At 58.4% G+C, this 16,570-nt stretch carries 17 protein-coding genes and 1 tRNA gene; 3 read left to right on the top strand and 15 right to left on the bottom strand.

Annotated elements, in window-relative coordinates:
- Positions 1–246: 246 nt before the first annotated feature.
- From AC1DIG_RS21625 to AC1DIG_RS21615, 3 genes are all read left to right on the top strand, one after another.
- Positions 247–879: a TetR/AcrR family transcriptional regulator gene (locus tag AC1DIG_RS21625; protein ID WP_477768933.1), complete on the top strand. Its 633-nt coding sequence runs from the start codon at positions 247–249 to the stop codon at positions 877–879.
- Between the two features lies 1 nt (position 880).
- Positions 881–1,405 (top strand): G/U mismatch-specific DNA glycosylase, encoded by a 525-nt coding sequence (mug, locus tag AC1DIG_RS21620; RefSeq protein WP_477768932.1) that lies wholly within the window; start codon positions 881–883, stop codon positions 1,403–1,405.
- Between the two features lie 91 nt (positions 1,406–1,496).
- The gene (locus AC1DIG_RS21615; protein ID WP_477768931.1) at positions 1,497–2,411 is read left to right on the top strand and encodes a LysR family transcriptional regulator; all 915 of its coding nucleotides are present in this window, start codon (positions 1,497–1,499) and stop codon (positions 2,409–2,411) included.
- A 225-nt stretch (positions 2,412–2,636) separates the two neighbouring features.
- Here AC1DIG_RS21615 and AC1DIG_RS21610 read toward each other — a convergent pair whose 3' ends face one another.
- The 15 genes from AC1DIG_RS21610 to AC1DIG_RS21540 form a co-directional block, all read right to left on the bottom strand.
- Complete coding sequence (locus AC1DIG_RS21610; protein WP_477768930.1) at positions 2,637–3,653, bottom strand: M14 family metallopeptidase; 1,017 nt, start codon at positions 3,651–3,653, stop codon at positions 2,637–2,639.
- A 21-nt stretch (positions 3,654–3,674) separates the two neighbouring features.
- Positions 3,675–4,682 carry a DMT family transporter gene (locus tag AC1DIG_RS21605; RefSeq protein ID WP_477768929.1) on the bottom strand — a complete coding sequence of 336 codons (1,008 nt, stop codon included), beginning with the start codon at positions 4,680–4,682 and terminating at the stop codon, positions 3,675–3,677.
- Positions 4,682–5,380 carry an ABC transporter permease gene (locus AC1DIG_RS21600; protein WP_477768958.1) on the bottom strand — a complete coding sequence of 233 codons (699 nt, stop codon included), beginning with the start codon at positions 5,378–5,380 and terminating at the stop codon, positions 4,682–4,684. The genes AC1DIG_RS21605 and AC1DIG_RS21600 overlap by 1 nt, the downstream gene beginning before the upstream one ends.
- A 5-nt stretch (positions 5,381–5,385) precedes the next feature.
- The gene (locus AC1DIG_RS21595; protein WP_019689753.1) at positions 5,386–6,099 is read right to left on the bottom strand and encodes an ABC transporter permease; all 714 of its coding nucleotides are present in this window, start codon (positions 6,097–6,099) and stop codon (positions 5,386–5,388) included.
- 148 nt (positions 6,100–6,247) lie between these two features.
- Entirely contained in the window at positions 6,248–7,030 is a 783-nt protein-coding gene (locus AC1DIG_RS21590; protein ID WP_477768928.1) for a transporter substrate-binding domain-containing protein, read from the bottom strand.
- Positions 7,031–7,056: 26 nt separating this feature from the next.
- Positions 7,057–9,060: an aminotransferase class I/II-fold pyridoxal phosphate-dependent enzyme gene (locus tag AC1DIG_RS21585; protein WP_477768927.1), complete on the bottom strand. Its 2,004-nt coding sequence runs from the start codon at positions 9,058–9,060 to the stop codon at positions 7,057–7,059.
- 255 nt (positions 9,061–9,315) lie between these two features.
- Positions 9,316–9,501 carry a hypothetical protein gene (locus tag AC1DIG_RS21580; RefSeq protein ID WP_477768962.1) on the bottom strand — a complete coding sequence of 62 codons (186 nt, stop codon included), beginning with the start codon at positions 9,499–9,501 and terminating at the stop codon, positions 9,316–9,318.
- Between the two features lie 56 nt (positions 9,502–9,557).
- Positions 9,558–9,632: transfer RNA gene (locus AC1DIG_RS21575), tRNA-Gln, on the bottom strand.
- A gap of 191 nt (positions 9,633–9,823) precedes the next feature.
- On the bottom strand, positions 9,824–10,477 hold the full coding sequence (locus tag AC1DIG_RS21570) for a peroxiredoxin (RefSeq protein ID WP_103317300.1): 654 nt from the start codon (positions 10,475–10,477) through the stop codon (positions 9,824–9,826).
- A gap of 165 nt (positions 10,478–10,642) precedes the next feature.
- Positions 10,643–11,656, bottom strand: coding sequence for a GlxA family transcriptional regulator (locus tag AC1DIG_RS21565; protein ID WP_477768926.1), 1,014 nt, complete (start codon positions 11,654–11,656; stop codon positions 10,643–10,645).
- 106 nt (positions 11,657–11,762) lie between these two features.
- Positions 11,763–12,761 (bottom strand): 4-hydroxyproline epimerase, encoded by a 999-nt coding sequence (locus AC1DIG_RS21560; RefSeq protein WP_477768925.1) that lies wholly within the window; start codon positions 12,759–12,761, stop codon positions 11,763–11,765.
- Between the two features lie 12 nt (positions 12,762–12,773).
- The gene (locus tag AC1DIG_RS21555) at positions 12,774–13,625 is read right to left on the bottom strand and encodes an ABC transporter permease (RefSeq protein ID WP_477768924.1); all 852 of its coding nucleotides are present in this window, start codon (positions 13,623–13,625) and stop codon (positions 12,774–12,776) included.
- Entirely contained in the window at positions 13,622–14,470 is an 849-nt protein-coding gene (locus AC1DIG_RS21550) for an ABC transporter permease (RefSeq protein WP_427527449.1), read from the bottom strand. Before AC1DIG_RS21550 ends, AC1DIG_RS21555 begins: the two co-directional genes overlap by 4 nt.
- Positions 14,467–15,585, bottom strand: coding sequence for a quaternary amine ABC transporter ATP-binding protein (locus AC1DIG_RS21545; protein ID WP_477768923.1), 1,119 nt, complete (start codon positions 15,583–15,585; stop codon positions 14,467–14,469). The genes AC1DIG_RS21550 and AC1DIG_RS21545 overlap by 4 nt, the downstream gene beginning before the upstream one ends.
- A gap of 75 nt (positions 15,586–15,660) precedes the next feature.
- On the bottom strand, positions 15,661–16,509 hold the full coding sequence (locus tag AC1DIG_RS21540) for a glycine betaine ABC transporter substrate-binding protein (protein WP_477768922.1): 849 nt from the start codon (positions 16,507–16,509) through the stop codon (positions 15,661–15,663).
- Positions 16,510–16,570: the final 61 nt, after the last annotated feature.

Here is a 16,570-nt window from a genome sequence, read left to right as displayed (position 1 = left end):
CTTTAACCGGGAAATCGGGCTAACACCGGCAACGATCGCCTGCGACCCTGATGTCAATAATTGCTGTGAGGAATCAAGCTCGTGTGCGTCAGGAGGATCGCTCTGCCGCACCTGTTTCATCGCCGCAATACCCAGTTCGAGCTCCGCTGCAACAAACCTGAAATTCAGGAACTTCTGGTTCCTTAATTTTGTGCGATGGTGTAAGAATATGCCGTGACCCACCTTCATTCAAGGAATTTGTACGACATGGCACAAAATAAAATTGCGGAGGGCAAAGGCCGCGGCCGCCCTCGCGCGTATGACCCGCAGACAGCGCTGCAGCAGGCACTTGGGGTTTTCTGGAGCACCGGATATTCCGGCGCCTCTCTGGATAGCATCGCAACGGCGGCCGGCATGAATCGCCCAAGCCTCTATGCGGCATTCGGCGACAAGCACGCGCTCTATATCAAAGCGCTTGAGCAGTATTGGGAATTTGCCGCGGCGGCCATGCATGAGGCGCTGACGGACAACACGCTGACACTCGAGCAGGCGTTGATGCGTTTCTATGAGGGGCAGTTGTCGATCTACTTCTCGGGCGAAGGCCAACCGCGTGGCTGTTTTGCGATTGGTACGGCGACGACCGAGGCCGTCGAGGATGCTGAAATACGAGAGGTGCTTTCGGATCGGCTGAGCAGGCTCGATGCCGAACTCGAAACGCGTCTGCGAGCTGCAATCGATTCCGGCGAACTGAAAAGCGACGCCGACCCCGCGGCCCTTGCCGTACTCGCGTCATCCTTGCTGCACAGCATTTCGATACGTGCTCGGGCGGGTAAGTCCCGCGAAGAGTTGACGGAACTTGCACGTAATGCGGTCAGCGTGATCTGCGGTGAGAGGCTTTAGGGTGGGTGAAAGACTCGAAGATATTCTGGCCGAGCAGCTTGCCGTGATTTTCTGTGGCATCAATCCGGGCATCACGGCCGCCGCCCAGGGGCATCATTTTGCGGGTCGGGGCAATCGCTTCTGGCGCACCCTCCATCTCGCCGGTTTTACGCCGGAGGAAGTACGCCCGGAACACGATCGGACACTCTTGCAGTATCAGTGTGGATTAACCGCCGTGGTCGAACGGCCAACGGCTCGGGCGGATCAGCTGTCTACACATGAGTTCATCGCTGCCGCTGCGGACTTTGAACAAAAGATCGCACGCTATGCACCCCTCTTTGTGGCGTTTCTCGGCAAAGCGGCGTACAGCGCGTTATCCGGTCAACGAGAAATTGCATGGGGGCTTCAGTCAAAGACCTTTGGCAATGCCTCGGTCTGGGTCCTGCCCAATCCCAGTGGGCGAAATCGCGCGTTCACGCAGGATCAACTGGTCGGTGCGTACCGCCAACTCCGCTTGGCTGCAGGTTCGGATCGGTTTTCCGATTGATCAGGGGATCACTTTACTTTTTCGTCCGGCCGGGATAGATAGCGTGTTACACCACCGACTTGATACCTGATGTAATCAATCGAGAGATACGATGCCCCGGCATTTTGACGATGTGCAACTCGGCAGTATTGAACTGTTCTGTTTGGCAGTCGAGTTTGAAAGTTTCACTGCCGCTGCACAGGCCGCCGGAGTGACGCCTGCCGCCGTGAGCCGGTCGGTGTCACGCCTGGAAGAGCGTTTGGCGGTGCGCTTGTTTGTCCGCACCACCCGGCAGATACGCCTGACCGAGGCAGGTCGGGTCTATTACGAGCAATGCCGGCAAGCGCTGACTCAACTGGTTGACGCGGAGCGTAAAGTGACGGGCCAGCAGCAGGCGCCCTCAGGGGAGTTGCGAATCAGCGCACCGACGCCCTATGCGCATTTTCGACTGTTACCACGCCTTGCCGAGTTTCGTCGACGCTATCCACTGGTCAAGGTAGTCGTGCACGTCAGTAACCGGAACATCGATTTCGCTGAGGAAGGTTACGATCTGGCTATCCGCGGTCGAGCGCCCGATGACTCGGCGCTGATTGCGCGCACACTCGAGAATGCGGAGCTGGTGGTCGTAGCCTCTCCCGAGTACCTTCGGCAACATGGCGTTCCACAGGCACTGTCGGACCTGGAATTACACGATTGCATTCAGTTTGAACTGCCCAGCAGCGGAAGGAATGTGCCGTGGACCTTCATCGTCGATCAGCGGTCGGTGAGCGTGAACACCTCTGGAAATACCACCTGCCTTGAGGATTATCTGGCAACGATCACGATGGCCAGACACGGCGCCGGGATCGTGCAGGCGTACCGGTTTACCGTTCAGGCGCAAATCGAAAGCGGTGAACTGGTCGAGGTACTCGGGGAGTTTGGTGGCGCCACCCGCCCCTTCATGCTGCTGTATCCCCATGCCCGCTATCTGCCGATGAAAGTCAGAGCGCTGATTGATTTCTTGACGGACCCTGAGTCAGTTCATTGATTGCCAGGTCAGATGCGCCTTCTCTGGGGGTTGAATACATGCCGATTCGAAAGGCTGCCGCTTACCCCAATGCCTGTCAGTTAAGCGCAATCCATGTGGGAGCGAGCCTGCTCGCGATAGCGGTGGGTCAGTCAACATTGATGTTGAATGTTATGCCGTCATCGCGAGCAGGCTCGCTCCCACAGGTTTGCGCCTTAACTGACAGGCATTAGCCGCTTACCCCTTCTAGTTCGGGTCCAGCAATCCTCCACTCCAGTTGCGCGACACCCGGGCTCCGGTGAACTTCGCCACCACCATGCCCTGTTGCACAAGCCGATCCCGATAACGTGTCACCATCCGCCCCGCTTGCTCGGCAAACAGCAGCACTTCGGAAGATGGATCACCCGGGCGCCCCAGAATCCGCGCAAACCGCTGCCCTTCTTCGACGAAATCGCCCAGCTCCTTTTCAAAGATCAGCACCCCGGGCTGCGGCGCAAGAATGGTCTCCATGTGGCTCATCTCTATCGCCTCGACAGGCCAATCGCCTGGCGACAGCGGCTCATCGATCACCCCGCACGCGCAAAGCCAGGCGTACAGCCCCGCAGCATCCTGCTCGGCAAAGCGGTCGCTGACATCGCCCTGCCCGCGCAATTCCAGGGTCGCCGCCAGATGCTGATCGGTGACGCCATCGCGCAGCCAGGGCGCAATGATGGTTTCCTCGAAGGAGCCATCGCCACCGTCATCCCAGATGATCGCCACCGCCATCTTCATCGCCGCCGCCAGTTCACGGCCACGTGGCCAGAAACTGCGGTGAACATAGAGGTACGGCATTGCCTCGTCATCGGTGTGCAGATCGAGCATTAAGTCCGCCGTAGCCGCCAGTTGTACCAGGCTTTTTTGCCAGGCCTGGACAGGAGTCGAAGGTCGGGCCATCGCTGTCGACTGGTCGAATGAACGGTTGAAATTATGGCCCGTGGCGTCGTGAAACCGACCGAGTATTCGTCCTTGACGAAACTGCCCGATGCCCAGGGGATTGGCCTGCGGCACCACTGTCACACTGCCCTTGAGGCGGCCCTCGGCTTCGACAACCTGGAGTCGCTGCATCAACAGATGCAGGACCAGCATCCCGGCGATTTCATCGGCGTGCACCCCCGCCTGCAAGTGCACCTTCGGCCCGCCGCCATTGCCTTCGAATCGCCACACGCCGACCCGTACCGCGTCGCCGTTATTGTTCCGAACAGCGAACGAAATGTCCTGCGCCATAAGCGTGTCCTCTCATCACGACTATTGACCCCGACGCTCGACGGACTCTGGATCGAGGGATGCCTGAGCCCCGAAACCTTCAGCTCCGCCAACGAGCTCGCTGTCGGTTGTTGCGGGATAAAGGGGTTGCGTCACGGAGCATTCAGCGCCGACGATGTCCTGTGACGGGTGACGGCCAACAATCATGGCCAGGGTGCCGCTGACCGCGATCAATCCGGCACCGATCATCAGCGACTCATCCATCAGCGTGCCCCAGACCAGGTTCGACAGCAGGAACGCCCAGACCAACCCGGTGTACTCGAACGGCGCCAGCAAAATCGCCGTGGCCCGCTGAAAACTGGCGAACAGCAGGAACTGCCCGATACCACCCACCAGCCCGGCACCCAGCATCCCCAACCAGGCCGGGGTCGGCGATGGGGTGTGGGTCCAAGGCAACGCCAGCAGCATGCAAATGACAAACACCCCATTGGTGATCAGCATCTGCTCCAGCACTGAGGTCTGGTCATCCACCTGCCGCAACTGGATGTAGGTGAAGGCCCAGCACATCGCCGCCAACAACGTCAGCACGATCGGCAAGGGCTCGGCCATATCGCTGGGGCGACAGGCAATGATCACGCCGACAAAGCCGATGATCAGGGTGAACCACTGCCAGCCGCTGGCACGTTCCTTGAGGATGACGACCGCCAGCACCGTGACCATGATCGGTGCCGAAAAATACAGCGTGGTCATCTCTGCCAGAGTCAGGTCCCGGGCTGCCGTGTAATACAGCAGCCAGGCAACAAGCGACAGCAACCCGCGCACCACCAGCAAGCGCCGGCTCGGTGAGCGCCAGGCCCGTTGAACCAGCTGCAGGCGTCCGGCCAGCAGACAGGCGAGCACCACCACGAGGCTGCGCCAGAACAGGATGCTGACCACCGAATAGTCGGCCACCAGCCACTTGATACTCGCGTCCTGCAAGGCCAGGAATGCGTAACCCAAGGTGCACAGGCCAATGCCCTGCAACGACCGGTCAACCCGTGGCGCGCTCATTACACCGCCCTGCGCAGCGGCGTCCCGCGCCGTTCGGCAAAAGCGAACAGCGCCTCGATCAGGAACGTCAGGCAGACATACACCCCGGCCACCAGAAGCAACGGTTGATAGACTTGCAGGGTCTGGGCACGGACCACGTTGGCGGCGCCCAGCAGATCGATGACCGCGATGGTCGAGGCCAGCGCCGTGGACTTCAGCAACATCACGGTCTCCCCGGCCAATGTCGGCAACAGCAACCGCATGGCCCGCGGCAAGCGCACCCGCAGCAGCGACTGGCGCGGGGTCATGCCAAACGCCGAGGCAGCTTCCATTTCACCTTTTGGCACCGCCAGCAGGCCGCCGCGAATCACTTCGCCCACATAGGCCCCCACCGACAGCACCAGGGCGAACACGATGTACCAGTAGCCGTCACGCAGATAAGGCCAGAGAAAACTGCTGCGAATCAGCGGAAACTGCGCAAACAGACTGCCAAGCCCGTAATAGAAGATGTAGATCTGGATCAGCAACGGTGTCCCGCGAAACACGCTGGTGTAGAACAGGCTGGCCTTGGCGATGACTTTATTCTTCGAGATCCGGGCCAGCGCCACCAGCACCGCGAGCACAAAACCGAACGCACTGGCAAACATCAGAAGGGTAATGCTCGTTTGCAGCCCTCGGCCCAACAGCGCCGCGTATTCAACTATCCACGCTGGAATCATTTCATTCACTCAGCCAAGGGCATCCAGCGACGAGTGCGTCGCTCAAGCCGTCCCGACAGGTAGTTGGACACCAACGTCACCACGTAGTACATCGCCGCGGCCGTGAGGTAGAACAACAGGTAATGACGCGTCGAACCCGCCCCTTGCTTGGCGGTGTACAACAGCTCGTTGGTGCCGACCACGCTGATCAATGCACTGTCCTTGATCAGGTTGATCCACAGGTTGGCCATCCCGGCCATCGCATAAGGCGCCATGATCGGCAGCGTGACGCGTCGGAACAACCCGAACCCGCTCTGGCCGAACGCCCTCGCCGCTTCGATCTGACCAAAGGGAATCGCCTGGATCGCTGCCCGAAAAATCTCCGAAGCGTAGGCGCCCTGCACCAACCCCAGTACCAGGATTGCCGCCAGAGGACCGCTGACATCCATCGCGCCGTAACCCATCCGGGCCATCAGCGAATTGAGGAGCATCGAGCCGACGTAGTACAGCAACAGGATCAGCAACAACTCCGGAACCGCCCGGAACAATGTGGTGTAGCCACGCATCAGTGCCGCAATCGGTTTGGGCGCGCTCAACTTGAGACAGGCCACCACCAGGCCAATGAACAGCCCGACCACAAAGGCCCCGGCCGATATCTGCAGGGTCATCCAGAGCCCCTTCAACAGCGCACTGCCCCATCCTTGCTCGCTGAAATCGATCAACTCGAACATTGCTGGCATTTCTACTCTCCGGTTACGGGCCTTGAAAACACCCCACATCCCCTGTGGGAGCGGGCTTGCTCGCGAAAGCGGTGTGTCAGTCGACATCATTGCTGAATGGTCGACCGCATTCGCGAGCAAGCCCGCTCCCACAGGATCTGTGTTCAGATCAGAAAGCAGGCTTCACGCTGGTCCCGAAGTAGCTTTGGGAGAGGTCGTCATAGTCCTTGCTCGCCAGCAGGGTCTTGATCGCCTTGTCGAGATTGGCCTTGAGCTCGGTGTCATCCTTGCGCAGACCGGCGCCCACGCCTTTGCCGAAGATCGGGTCATAAGGTACCGTGCCCAGGTAGGCTAGGTCCTTGGCATCCGGCGTCTTGACGAATGCTGCCATGGCCGTGCCGTCCGCCATCATCAGGTCGACACGACCGGCAATCAGGTCGGCGTTGGCCGAGTCCTGGGTGTCGTAATACTTCACATCAGCAATTTTCTCGTAGTAAGCCTTCAGGTAGCTGGCGCTCACCGTCGAGTTCTGCACCGCGATGATCTTGCCCTTGAGATCATCCGGGTACTTGTTCACCGCAGTGCCCTTGGGTCCGACAACCGCGATCGCCGAGTCGTAGTAGGCCTTGCTGAACGCGATCTGTTTTTCGCGCTCTTCGGTCACCGACATGGACGAGAAAATCACGTCGATCTTCTTCGCCAGCAGCGACGGGATGATCCCGTCCCACGCCACTTCCTTGATCTCGCACTCGGCTTTCATTTCGCTGCACAGCTTGTGGATCAGGTCGACTTCAAAGCCTTTCCATTCACCGTTGGCCTGCTTCTCGGTGTACGGCGGATACGGTTCGGCGGCGACCGCGAACCTGATCGGCTGCGCCTGTGCCGCGCTCATGCCGGCCAGCATTACGCAGGCCACGCCGGTCAACCAGTTTGCCAAACGTCGATTTCCCATGATTGTTCCCCGTTTTTTTTATGTTATTAGCGAGTCTGATGAGCGTTGACGAATTGTCGGCAACGTTCGCTGCGTGGGTGTACGAACACTTCGTCCGGCGAACCGGATTCCTCGATCAACCCTTGATGCAAGTAGGCGACTTTGGAAGAAACATCGCGTGCGAAGGCCATCTCATGGGTCACCAGGATCATGGTCCGGCCTTCTTCGGCGAGAGAGCGGATCACCCGCAGCACTTCGCCGACCAGTTCCGGGTCGAGTGCCGAGGTGGGTTCATCGAACAGCATGACCTTGGGCCGCATGGCCAGGGCCCGGGCGATGGCCACCCGTTGTTGCTGTCCCCCGGAGAGAAACGCCGGGTACTCGTTGCGCTTGGCCGCAAGCCCGACGCGTTCAAGCAAGGCTTCGGCCCGTTCAGTGGCCTCCGCACGACTTTCACGCAGGACCTGAGTCGGCGCTTCGATGAGGTTTTCCAGCACCGTGCGATGGGGCCAGAGGTTGAAGTTCTGGAACACCATGCCCAGGCTCGAACGGATCCGCACCAGCTGTTTGGCGTCGGACACCAGCGGCGCGCCGGGACGGTCGAAGTTCAGGTGAATGCTTTCGCCGTCCACCAGAATGCGCCCCTGGTCCGGCACTTCGAGCATGTTGATGCAGCGCAGCAAGGTGCTTTTGCCCGAGCCGCTGGCGCCGATCAGGGAGATCACATCGCCTTCGCGGGCCGTCAGGGAGACGCCTTTGAGGACCTCGATATTGCCGAAGCGTTTGTGCAGGCCATCGACCTCGATCATGGTCTTGGCCGCGACCGGCTCAGCGGTCTCTTGGCTGGTCACACCGGTGACCACCGGTCGCGGCGCTTCGCCTTTCAACACCCGGACAAAATCGCGAATACGCTGGCAGGCCTGGGCCAGCCGTTCTTCACCCAGCGTGAACGAGAGCCGCACAAAGCCTTGTGCCGGTTCGCCGAAAGCAGCCGCATCGAGGACCGATACCCGCGCCTCGCGCAACAGACGCCAGGCGAACTCCAGAGAACTCAGGCCAGTGCCCCGCACGTCCACCAGCACGAACATGCCGGCATCGGGCGTGAGCACTGAAATTCCCGGGCAATCGGACAAGCCTTTCACCACCAGATCGCGACGACGGCGATAGATTTCGCGCATGCCGTGGGTCACCTCCTCATGGGCCTGCACAGCCTTGAGCGCGGCCTCCATGACAAACCCCGGCAAGCCGTAGAGCATGCTCAGCATCAGGGTTTCGGCATGCGCCACCAGGGTTTCATCGGCGACGATCCAGCCGATCCGCCAGCCGGTCATGGCATGGGATTTCGACAGGCTGCCGATGACCACGCAACGCTCGGCCATGCCCGGCAAAGCCGCCAGACTGAGGTGTTCGCGTTCGAACGCCAAGCTCTCATAGACCTCGTCCACCACGACCCACAGGTCATGGGTGATGGCGAGGTCGGCGATGGCTTGCAGCTCTTCGCGATTGAGCACCACGCCGGTGGGGTTGTTCGGATTGGAGAGGAAAATCGCCCGGGTGCGCGGAGTGATGGCCTTGGCCAGCACCGCGGCATCGAGCCGGAAACCGGAATCCGCCGCGCAAGGCACCCGCACCAGCGTCGCACCGGAGGCCTTGAGCGTCGCCTCGTAGGTCACGTACATCGGGTCCAGGGCAAGCACTTCGTCGCCGGCAGACAGCAGGCACAGCGAGGTGATGAACAGTGCGTTCTGCGCCCCCGCCACATTGATGATGTTTGACGCTTGCAGCTCACGGTCGAACAGTTGGCTGTATCGCGCGGCGATGGCTTCGCGCAAGGCCAGGCGACCGGCGATTTCGGTGTAGTGAGTGTCGCCCTCACGCAGCGCATCAACCGCGGCATCGGTAATGAAGTCTGGAGTGGGGAAATCCGGGTCTCCGACGCTGAGGATGATGACATCCTCGCCACGACGCTGGGCGTCAAACGCCGCATGGTGAATATCCCAGGCGGCAACGCCCTGGCCCGAGATCCGCTCAACAAAGGGTGAAAACCGCATGCCAGTGCCTCGTTCGGGAAGAAGAAACGCAAGCCCGCAACCAGCCGGGGAGAAGGTGGGACGAACATAGTCCAAGCTGAACACTCGTTCAACAGAAAACTCATGGGGGTTCGCGTTCAGCGTAAACAGGTCGTTTTTACGACAGTCGAGGCACTTTCCAGTATTCGAAGGACAGGTAGGAATGAGGTTTGCGATGGCGCTGCTGGTGCGTTGGGCAATGCCGCGATAGCTTGGCCCCTTTCCCAAGGAGCGGCGTCAGGCGCTCTCGAGATGCTCACGCGGAAACTCGATAAACCGTTGGGTTTTCGCTGGTAACAGTCGGGTTTCGATCAGGCGACCGCTGAGGCCTTCGCCGCGCAAGCTCACGACTGCGCAGCCACCGGCATTCGACACGCCGGAAAAGCCAAGAAAGAGAGTGCGGTTGTCGATATAGACGATCATCCTGAATTCGCGCAAAACCTGCCGGTTGAGGGAACACCTGGATGAACATGGGAAAATGGCAGGGGCGGCTGGATTTGAACCAACGCATGGCAGGATCAAAACCTGCTGCCTTACCGCTTGGCGACGCCCCTGTAGCGGTTGCTGAAAGCCCCGTGAGGGCCTCTGCAAAAACGCGCGGAAATTTATCAACTTTTGTTTCGTCTGGGAAGCCCCCAAAGCACATAAATTGGTTTTAAAACAGCCACTTGCTTTTGATCGAATTAAACAACCCTCCCCTGCCCGAGCCTGAGGCAATCGTTGCAAGGGAGGGACGCCGAGTGAATTACTTCGGTTGCGCCACGGTGCGCAAATAGGGTTTCAACGTCTTGAAGCCCTGCGGGTACTTCTTCCTGGCTTCTTCGTCGGACACCGACGTGGGAATGATCACGTCCTCACCCGGACGCCAGTTCACCGGGGTGGCGACCGTGTGCTTGGCGTTTAATTGCAGCGAGTCGAGCAGGCGCAACACTTCATCGAAGTTGCGTCCGGCACTCATTGGGTAGATCAGCATCGCCTTGACTTTCTTGTCCGGGCCGACGATGAACACGGAGCGCACCGTGGCGTTGTCCGCGGCGGTGCGTGAGCCGCCGCTGGCATTCGGGTGAATCATGTCGTAGAGCTTGGCCACGACCAGGTTCTCGTCGCCGATCATCGGATAGTTGACCGCATGCCCCTGGGTTTCTGCGATGTCACCGAGCCAGGCCCGGTGGTCACTGACCGGGTCGACGCTGAGCCCGACTATCTTGGTGTTGCGCTTGTCGAACTCGGGCTTGAGTCCGGCCATATAACCGAGTTCAGTGGTACAGACAGGCGTGAAGTCCTTCGGATGCGAGAACAGGATCGCCCACTTGTCGCCAATCCACTCGTGGAAGTGGATCGGGCCTTCAGTACTTTCGGCAGTAAAGTCCGGTGCTTCATCGCCAATGCGAATTGCCATGTTCATTCTCCTTACAGTGACTGATAGGGAAGCTGTCAAAACCCTGTCGGCGGGCCCGACGGCGTTGGGTGCCAGAGCGCTGAGCCTGGCAACGCGAATCAGTATAGGAGACGTATCAAGACAGCCGTGACAATCGCTTGGCCCGGCCTCGCAGTGGCGTCGTTTTCATTTGACCAGTCGCGTTTCCTTGGAAGGTCTGTATCCAAAGTACGAGCTATAACATTTGCTGAAATGGCTGGGTGAAACAAAACCGCAGGCCACCAGCACATCGACCTGGGAAAGCTCGGTGTGTTGCAGCAGTCGCCGCGCCTCGGTGATACGCAGTTCCATGTAATACCGCTGCGGCGTCGTGCCCAGTTGCTCCTTGAACAACCGTTCGAGCTGTCGACGAGAACGGCCGGCATAAACCGCCAGTTGCTCCAGCTCCAGCGGCTCTTCGAGGTTGGCATCCATCAGCTTGACCACCTCGCGCAATGGCGCGCTCACACAGATGTTTTCCGCCGGTTTGATGCGCCGATAACGAGACTCTTCGAAAGCCAGAATGTCCTCGATACCCTCGACCAGTGCTTTATCGTGTAGCTCCTTGATCCAGTCCAGCGCCATATGGAATGCCCCCGCAGGACTGGAAGCGGTGAGCCGGTCTCGATCGATGACATAGGCTTCGCTGGTGACATGCGTCGCCTTGGAGATTTCCGCGAGTGCGGGGCGATGTTCCGGGTGAATGGCGCATCGATATCCATCCAGCAGGCCAGCGCTGCCGAGGAACCAGGCGCCATTCCACAACCCGGCCAGACTCACGCCCCGGTCTGCCGCTGCTCGCAACAGGTTGATCAACTCATCCGTCGCCTTCAGTTCTGTCCGGTAGCCGCCACAAATGACCAACAGGTCCAGGTTTTGAATGGCTGAAGAATCGAAACGCGCATCCGGACGAATCACCAGGCCGAGATCACTGATGACCTCTCCGTCATTCAAGCCGAACGTTCGGGAAGCGAACAATCCGGGGCGTAGCAGATTCGCGGTGACAATCGTATCCAGCGCCTGGGTGAACGCGGGCAGCGAGAAATGCTCGAGCAGCAGAAATCCTGCCCGAGTCATTTGAGCAGTCTCACTGGGATTTTCATTCAGATAGCGAAGGTTTTTCCCCTTCATGCCTCCGCTAAATTGGCGTCGTTCGATCAATGTTCGACCTACTCGGTTGCGTTAACCCACCTGTCATTTGGTGCGTCGGTAAGGCGCAATGCTAACCGCAGAAGTTTCAACACCACCAGCACCATTATGCAACTGATCAGGCAAGCTGAAAGCCGTGGCGAAGCGGGTCTTTATCATCGACAAAAATGGTGTTGTGTCCGGTTATCTGCGCCCAGCCACAGATACTTGGCCTGATACCGTCGAACGTTCCGACTTTGACGGCCGACTCGACTTTCCCTTCGAAGATCGTCCCTATCAAGCTTTCATTGCGAAACGTATCCCCTACTTTCAAGCGTCCCTTGCCAAACAGTTGAGCCATCCGCGCAGAAGTACCGGTGCCACCGGGTGAGCGATCAATGGCCTTATCGCCATAAAACACCGCACCGCGTCCATCGGCGGCTGCACTGTGTTCGTCGTCGCACCAGATGACATGGTGAACGCCGCTGATTCTGCCGTTCTCGGGATGCACCGGGTTACTGACTTCTGCCAGCGCTGAGCGCAGTTTCTGGCTCAGGTTGACGATGTCTGCCGTGGTCAACCCTTGCAGGCCGGCCCAATTTTCCTGCGGCTCGACTACCGCATAGAAATTACCGCCGTAAGCGATGTCCACAACCAACTCACCGACGCCAGGCACATCAACCACCACATCGGCGCTATGCAGATAACTGGCCACGTTGAACAGGCGAATAGAGTCAACATATTCACCGCTCACGGTGTAGTCGACATCGACTCGCCCGGCAGGTGTCTCGATGGCCAGCGTGCCAGGTTCTCGAGGGGTGATCAGGCCTTCCTCGATAACGACGGTCGACAGGCCGATGGTGCCCGCGCCGCACATCGGCAGGCAGCCACTGACTTCGATAAACAAGGCCCCAAAGTCGCAATCCTCACGAGAGGACGGATAGATGATGACGCCAGACATGATGTCGTGCCCTCTGGGCTCGAACATCAACGCGGTTCGCACCCAGTCATGATCGCGAACGAAAATATCTCGACGCTCGGCCATCGACACCGACGGCAACAGCGGCCCGCCACCTGCCACCACCCGAACCGGGTTACCGCACGCATGTGAGTCAATGCAAAAAAAACTGCGTCTCATACCGGAACCCTTTCAAAGGTGGCTGCTGGGTGAATGACGCTGCAAGGCGCCACGTGACAGTCGATCCAGCAGCAGTGCCACAGCAACAATCGCCAGGCCGGCACGAAGCCCCAGTCCCATCTCCATCCTTGAGAGGCCTCGGGTCACCTCGGCTCCAAGACCGCCAGCGCCGACCAGGCCTGCCAACACCACCATCGCCAGCGACATGAGGATGCATTGGTTCAGCCCTACCAACAGCGTTGGCGCGGCCGTCGGCAGTTCGATCTTGAACAAAATATCCTTTGGCGAAGCACCGGATGCCTGCCCCAGTTCAAGAAACTCTTTTGGCAACTGTTTGAACGCCAAGGTAGTCAGCCTGAGCATCGGCGGAATGCCGTAAACGATGGTTGCGATAATGGCTGGCACCCGCCCCAGGCTGAACAGAATTACCGCGGGAATCAGGTAAACCCATGGCGGCACTGTCTGCATGATGTTGAGGATCGGCAGGAACGCTTCATCCACCCGCTTCACACGGGCTGCCAGGACACCCAGAGGAAACGCTATGGCTACCGATATCAACACCGCGACGGAGACCAGCGCAATCGTCTGCATCGAGGCGACCCAGAGGCCGGAGAACAAGCAAAAAGCCAACATCAGCCCTGCAAACACGGCGACTCGCTTGTTGGCGAAAAAGAACGCAGCTACCACGACGATGCCGATGAACAGATAAGGATGGGGAGCCAGCAGCACACCTTCCACAGCGCCAAGTACCGCCTCGATCACCTCGGTGATGCCCTTGAACAATCCGTGCAGGTTGGCGTTCAGCCAGTCAACGCCCGGTGCGAGGAACTCGCCCGGGGAAAATTGGATGTCTGTGGTAGTCATTGGCTTTCTCCCATCCGCGAGCGTGCAGCGTGCTGCGCCAACCGATCCAGAATCATGGTCAGAATGACGATGGCGATAGCCGCATTGATTGACTTGGCGATATCCAGTGTACGAACGGCTCCATAAATCGACTCACCCAGCCCGCCGGAACCGACGATGCCGGCAATGACGACCATACCGAAGGCCATCATCAAGCTCTGATTCACCCCGGCCATGATGCTTGGCTTGGCGAATGGCAGGCGAATCTTGAAAAACATCTGCCAGCCGGTGACACCGCTGGCATCCCCCAGCTCGATGAACTCCCGTGGAGTCATGCGAATCCCCAAAGAGGTCAGGCGTATGGCCGGCGGTACGGCAACGATAAAAGTCGCCAACAGTGCGGTGGCCGGGCCGTAGCCCAGCAGCGCGATGGCCGGCAACAGATAGATGTAGGGCGGCAGTGTCTGGATCAGATCCAGCACCGGATCGACGACCCGATCAACCGACGGCGCAAGGCCCGCCAGCACACCCAATGGAATCGCGACAACCAGCGCGAGCACGGTGGCCGTCAGCACCAGGGCAAGGGTACTAACTGTCTCTGGCCACAAGCCGATAACGTTGCAAAACAGCAACGCCAGGCCTGAAAGAATGGCGAATCGAACGCCGACGACCCGCCAGCCAATCAGCGCAATGGCAATCGCGATGACGTAATACGGGGGATAGGCAATGCACCAGAGAACACTTTTGTAAGTGCCCGTCAGCAGTACATTGAGGCCGTTGAACAAGAACTCGCCGTGATCCGAGAGCCATTCCAGACTCGAGTCGACGACCGAGTCGAACTGATTGGAAAAGTCCGGGATGCTCATGTCGACTCCTCCAGAACACTGGCAGCTGATGAAGCCGCGAATTCATTCGGAATACCTTGGACGCCACGAAGCAGATCACGCAGCGTAATGACGCCGACCACTGTTCCGTTATCGACGACAGCAAGCGCGTCGCGGTCGGACTTCATCGTCAATTCGATAAGCGCGTTGATATCAGCGTCGAGCGAGGTCTTGGCAAGCCTGGTGATGTCGCAGCCAGGGTTCGCCACCTGGTAAGGCTCGACGGGTGTCATGACCGACTGGGCTTTAACCAGATGCAATCTGGAAATGCCCGCCACAAATTCCGCGACGTAGTCGTCAGCCGGATTGAGAACGATCTCCTCGGCAGTCCCCACCTGGATGATCACGCCATCCTTCATGATCGCGATGCGGTCACCGATGCGGATCGCCTCGTCGAGGTCGTGCGTGATAAATACGGCGGACTTGCCGAGCTCCTTGGTCAGCTGGCGAAACTCATCCTGCAACTGCCGGCGAATCAACGGGTCAAGCGCACTGAAAGGTTCGTCCATCAAAATCACTTCAGGATCGGCGGTGATCGCACGGGCCAGTCCCACACGTTGCTGCATACCGCCAGACAACGCGCTGGGATAATGTGAAGACCAATCGCTCAAACCCACCTTGGCCAGCGCCTGCTCGGCCACTTTGTAACGTTCAGCCTTGCCCACGCCCTGCACTTCCAGGCCAAACGCCGTGTTCTCCAGAACCGTGCGATTTGGCAACAAGGCGACGCTCTGAAAGACCATGCCGATATGGTGTGCCCTGACCTCTCGCAGCTGCGCAGAGGTGAGGGACGAAAGATCCTTGCCCTTTACCAAAACCTTCCCTGAGCTCGGCGTGATCAGCTTGTTGAGTAACCTGATAAGGGTGGATTTGCCACTGCCGGACAATCCCATGATGCAAAATATTTCTCCTCGGCGAACCTGGAGACTAACGTCAGAGACACCGACCACGCAGCCGTAGTTTTGCAGTATCTGGGTCTTGGTTAGTCCCTGCTGAACGACAGCATTCATCGCCGCAGGTGCGTTCTTTCCGAAGATTTTCCAGACGGACTGGCAATCCACTAGCACTTCGTTGTTGTCTATTTTGGCCGTTGTCATTTTCGTAACCCGTGAACCAGTTTTCTGGTTTCTCTAATGAATCAAAGGGCGGCAGTGGCTTAAAGCAAACTTGAATCAGTTCTTGATATTTTCCCAACGCTTCAGCAACTCGGCGTGGCTATCCGTCCAGTCCTTGATTGCCTGCTCCATTGTTTTGCCATCCTTGACTTCAGCATTCATCGCAGTGATGTCTGTGATCGGCACGTACACACTCGCCATCAACTCGCGAGCACGTGGATTGCCTTCAGCAAAGCCTTTGTGGCCGATCCAGTAGTAGCCCTGCTGTGGTGGGAATATGGCTTTTGGATCTTTCAAGAATTTAAGATCGTACTTTTTGGTCATCCAGGACGGTTCCCAGACGGTTACGACTACCGGCTCTTTACGGTCGACAGCTGATTTCAACGCTGCCGTCATCGCAGTGGTACTGCCCTCGACCAACTTGAGTTTGAGGTCATAGGCTTTAACGGCATTGTTAGCGTCGCTCATCAAGCCAGACCCTGGCTCGATACCGATAATTTTTCCGCCGAGTTTTTCCGAATTGGCATTCAGCTGATCAATGGAATCAATGTTGACGTAGCTGGGTACTGCAAGTCCCTGGTAAAGACCAAAAGAGACGGGAGACAGTTTCTCGATCTTGTTCTTGTTTTTGTTCCAGTAATCGTTCGCTGCATAGTCCGTTTGGGACGCCAATACTTGAACATCACCCTTGGTTAACGCAGCGTACGCAATGCCCCACTCGGAAAAATCTACAACTTTCACTGTGTAGCCAGCGTCTTCAAGTACCTTCTTGGTAATACCGGTGATAGGCGTTAAGTCCTCCCACGTCATGGTACCCATGGTGATGGTTTTTTCTTCTGCGTGAACGGGCAAACTCATTACACCAGCCACAGCGACAGCGCAGATTGCCTTTAAAATCTTTTTCATGGCGTACTCCGAACGACGGTTAAAACCAGAGATTAGGCTTTTATGAAATAAAAGCCGGTTG

The sequence above is a fragment of the Pseudomonas sp. 05N431 genome (assembly GCF_056397005.1).
This window is presented reverse-complemented; position numbering and strand designations above follow the sequence as displayed.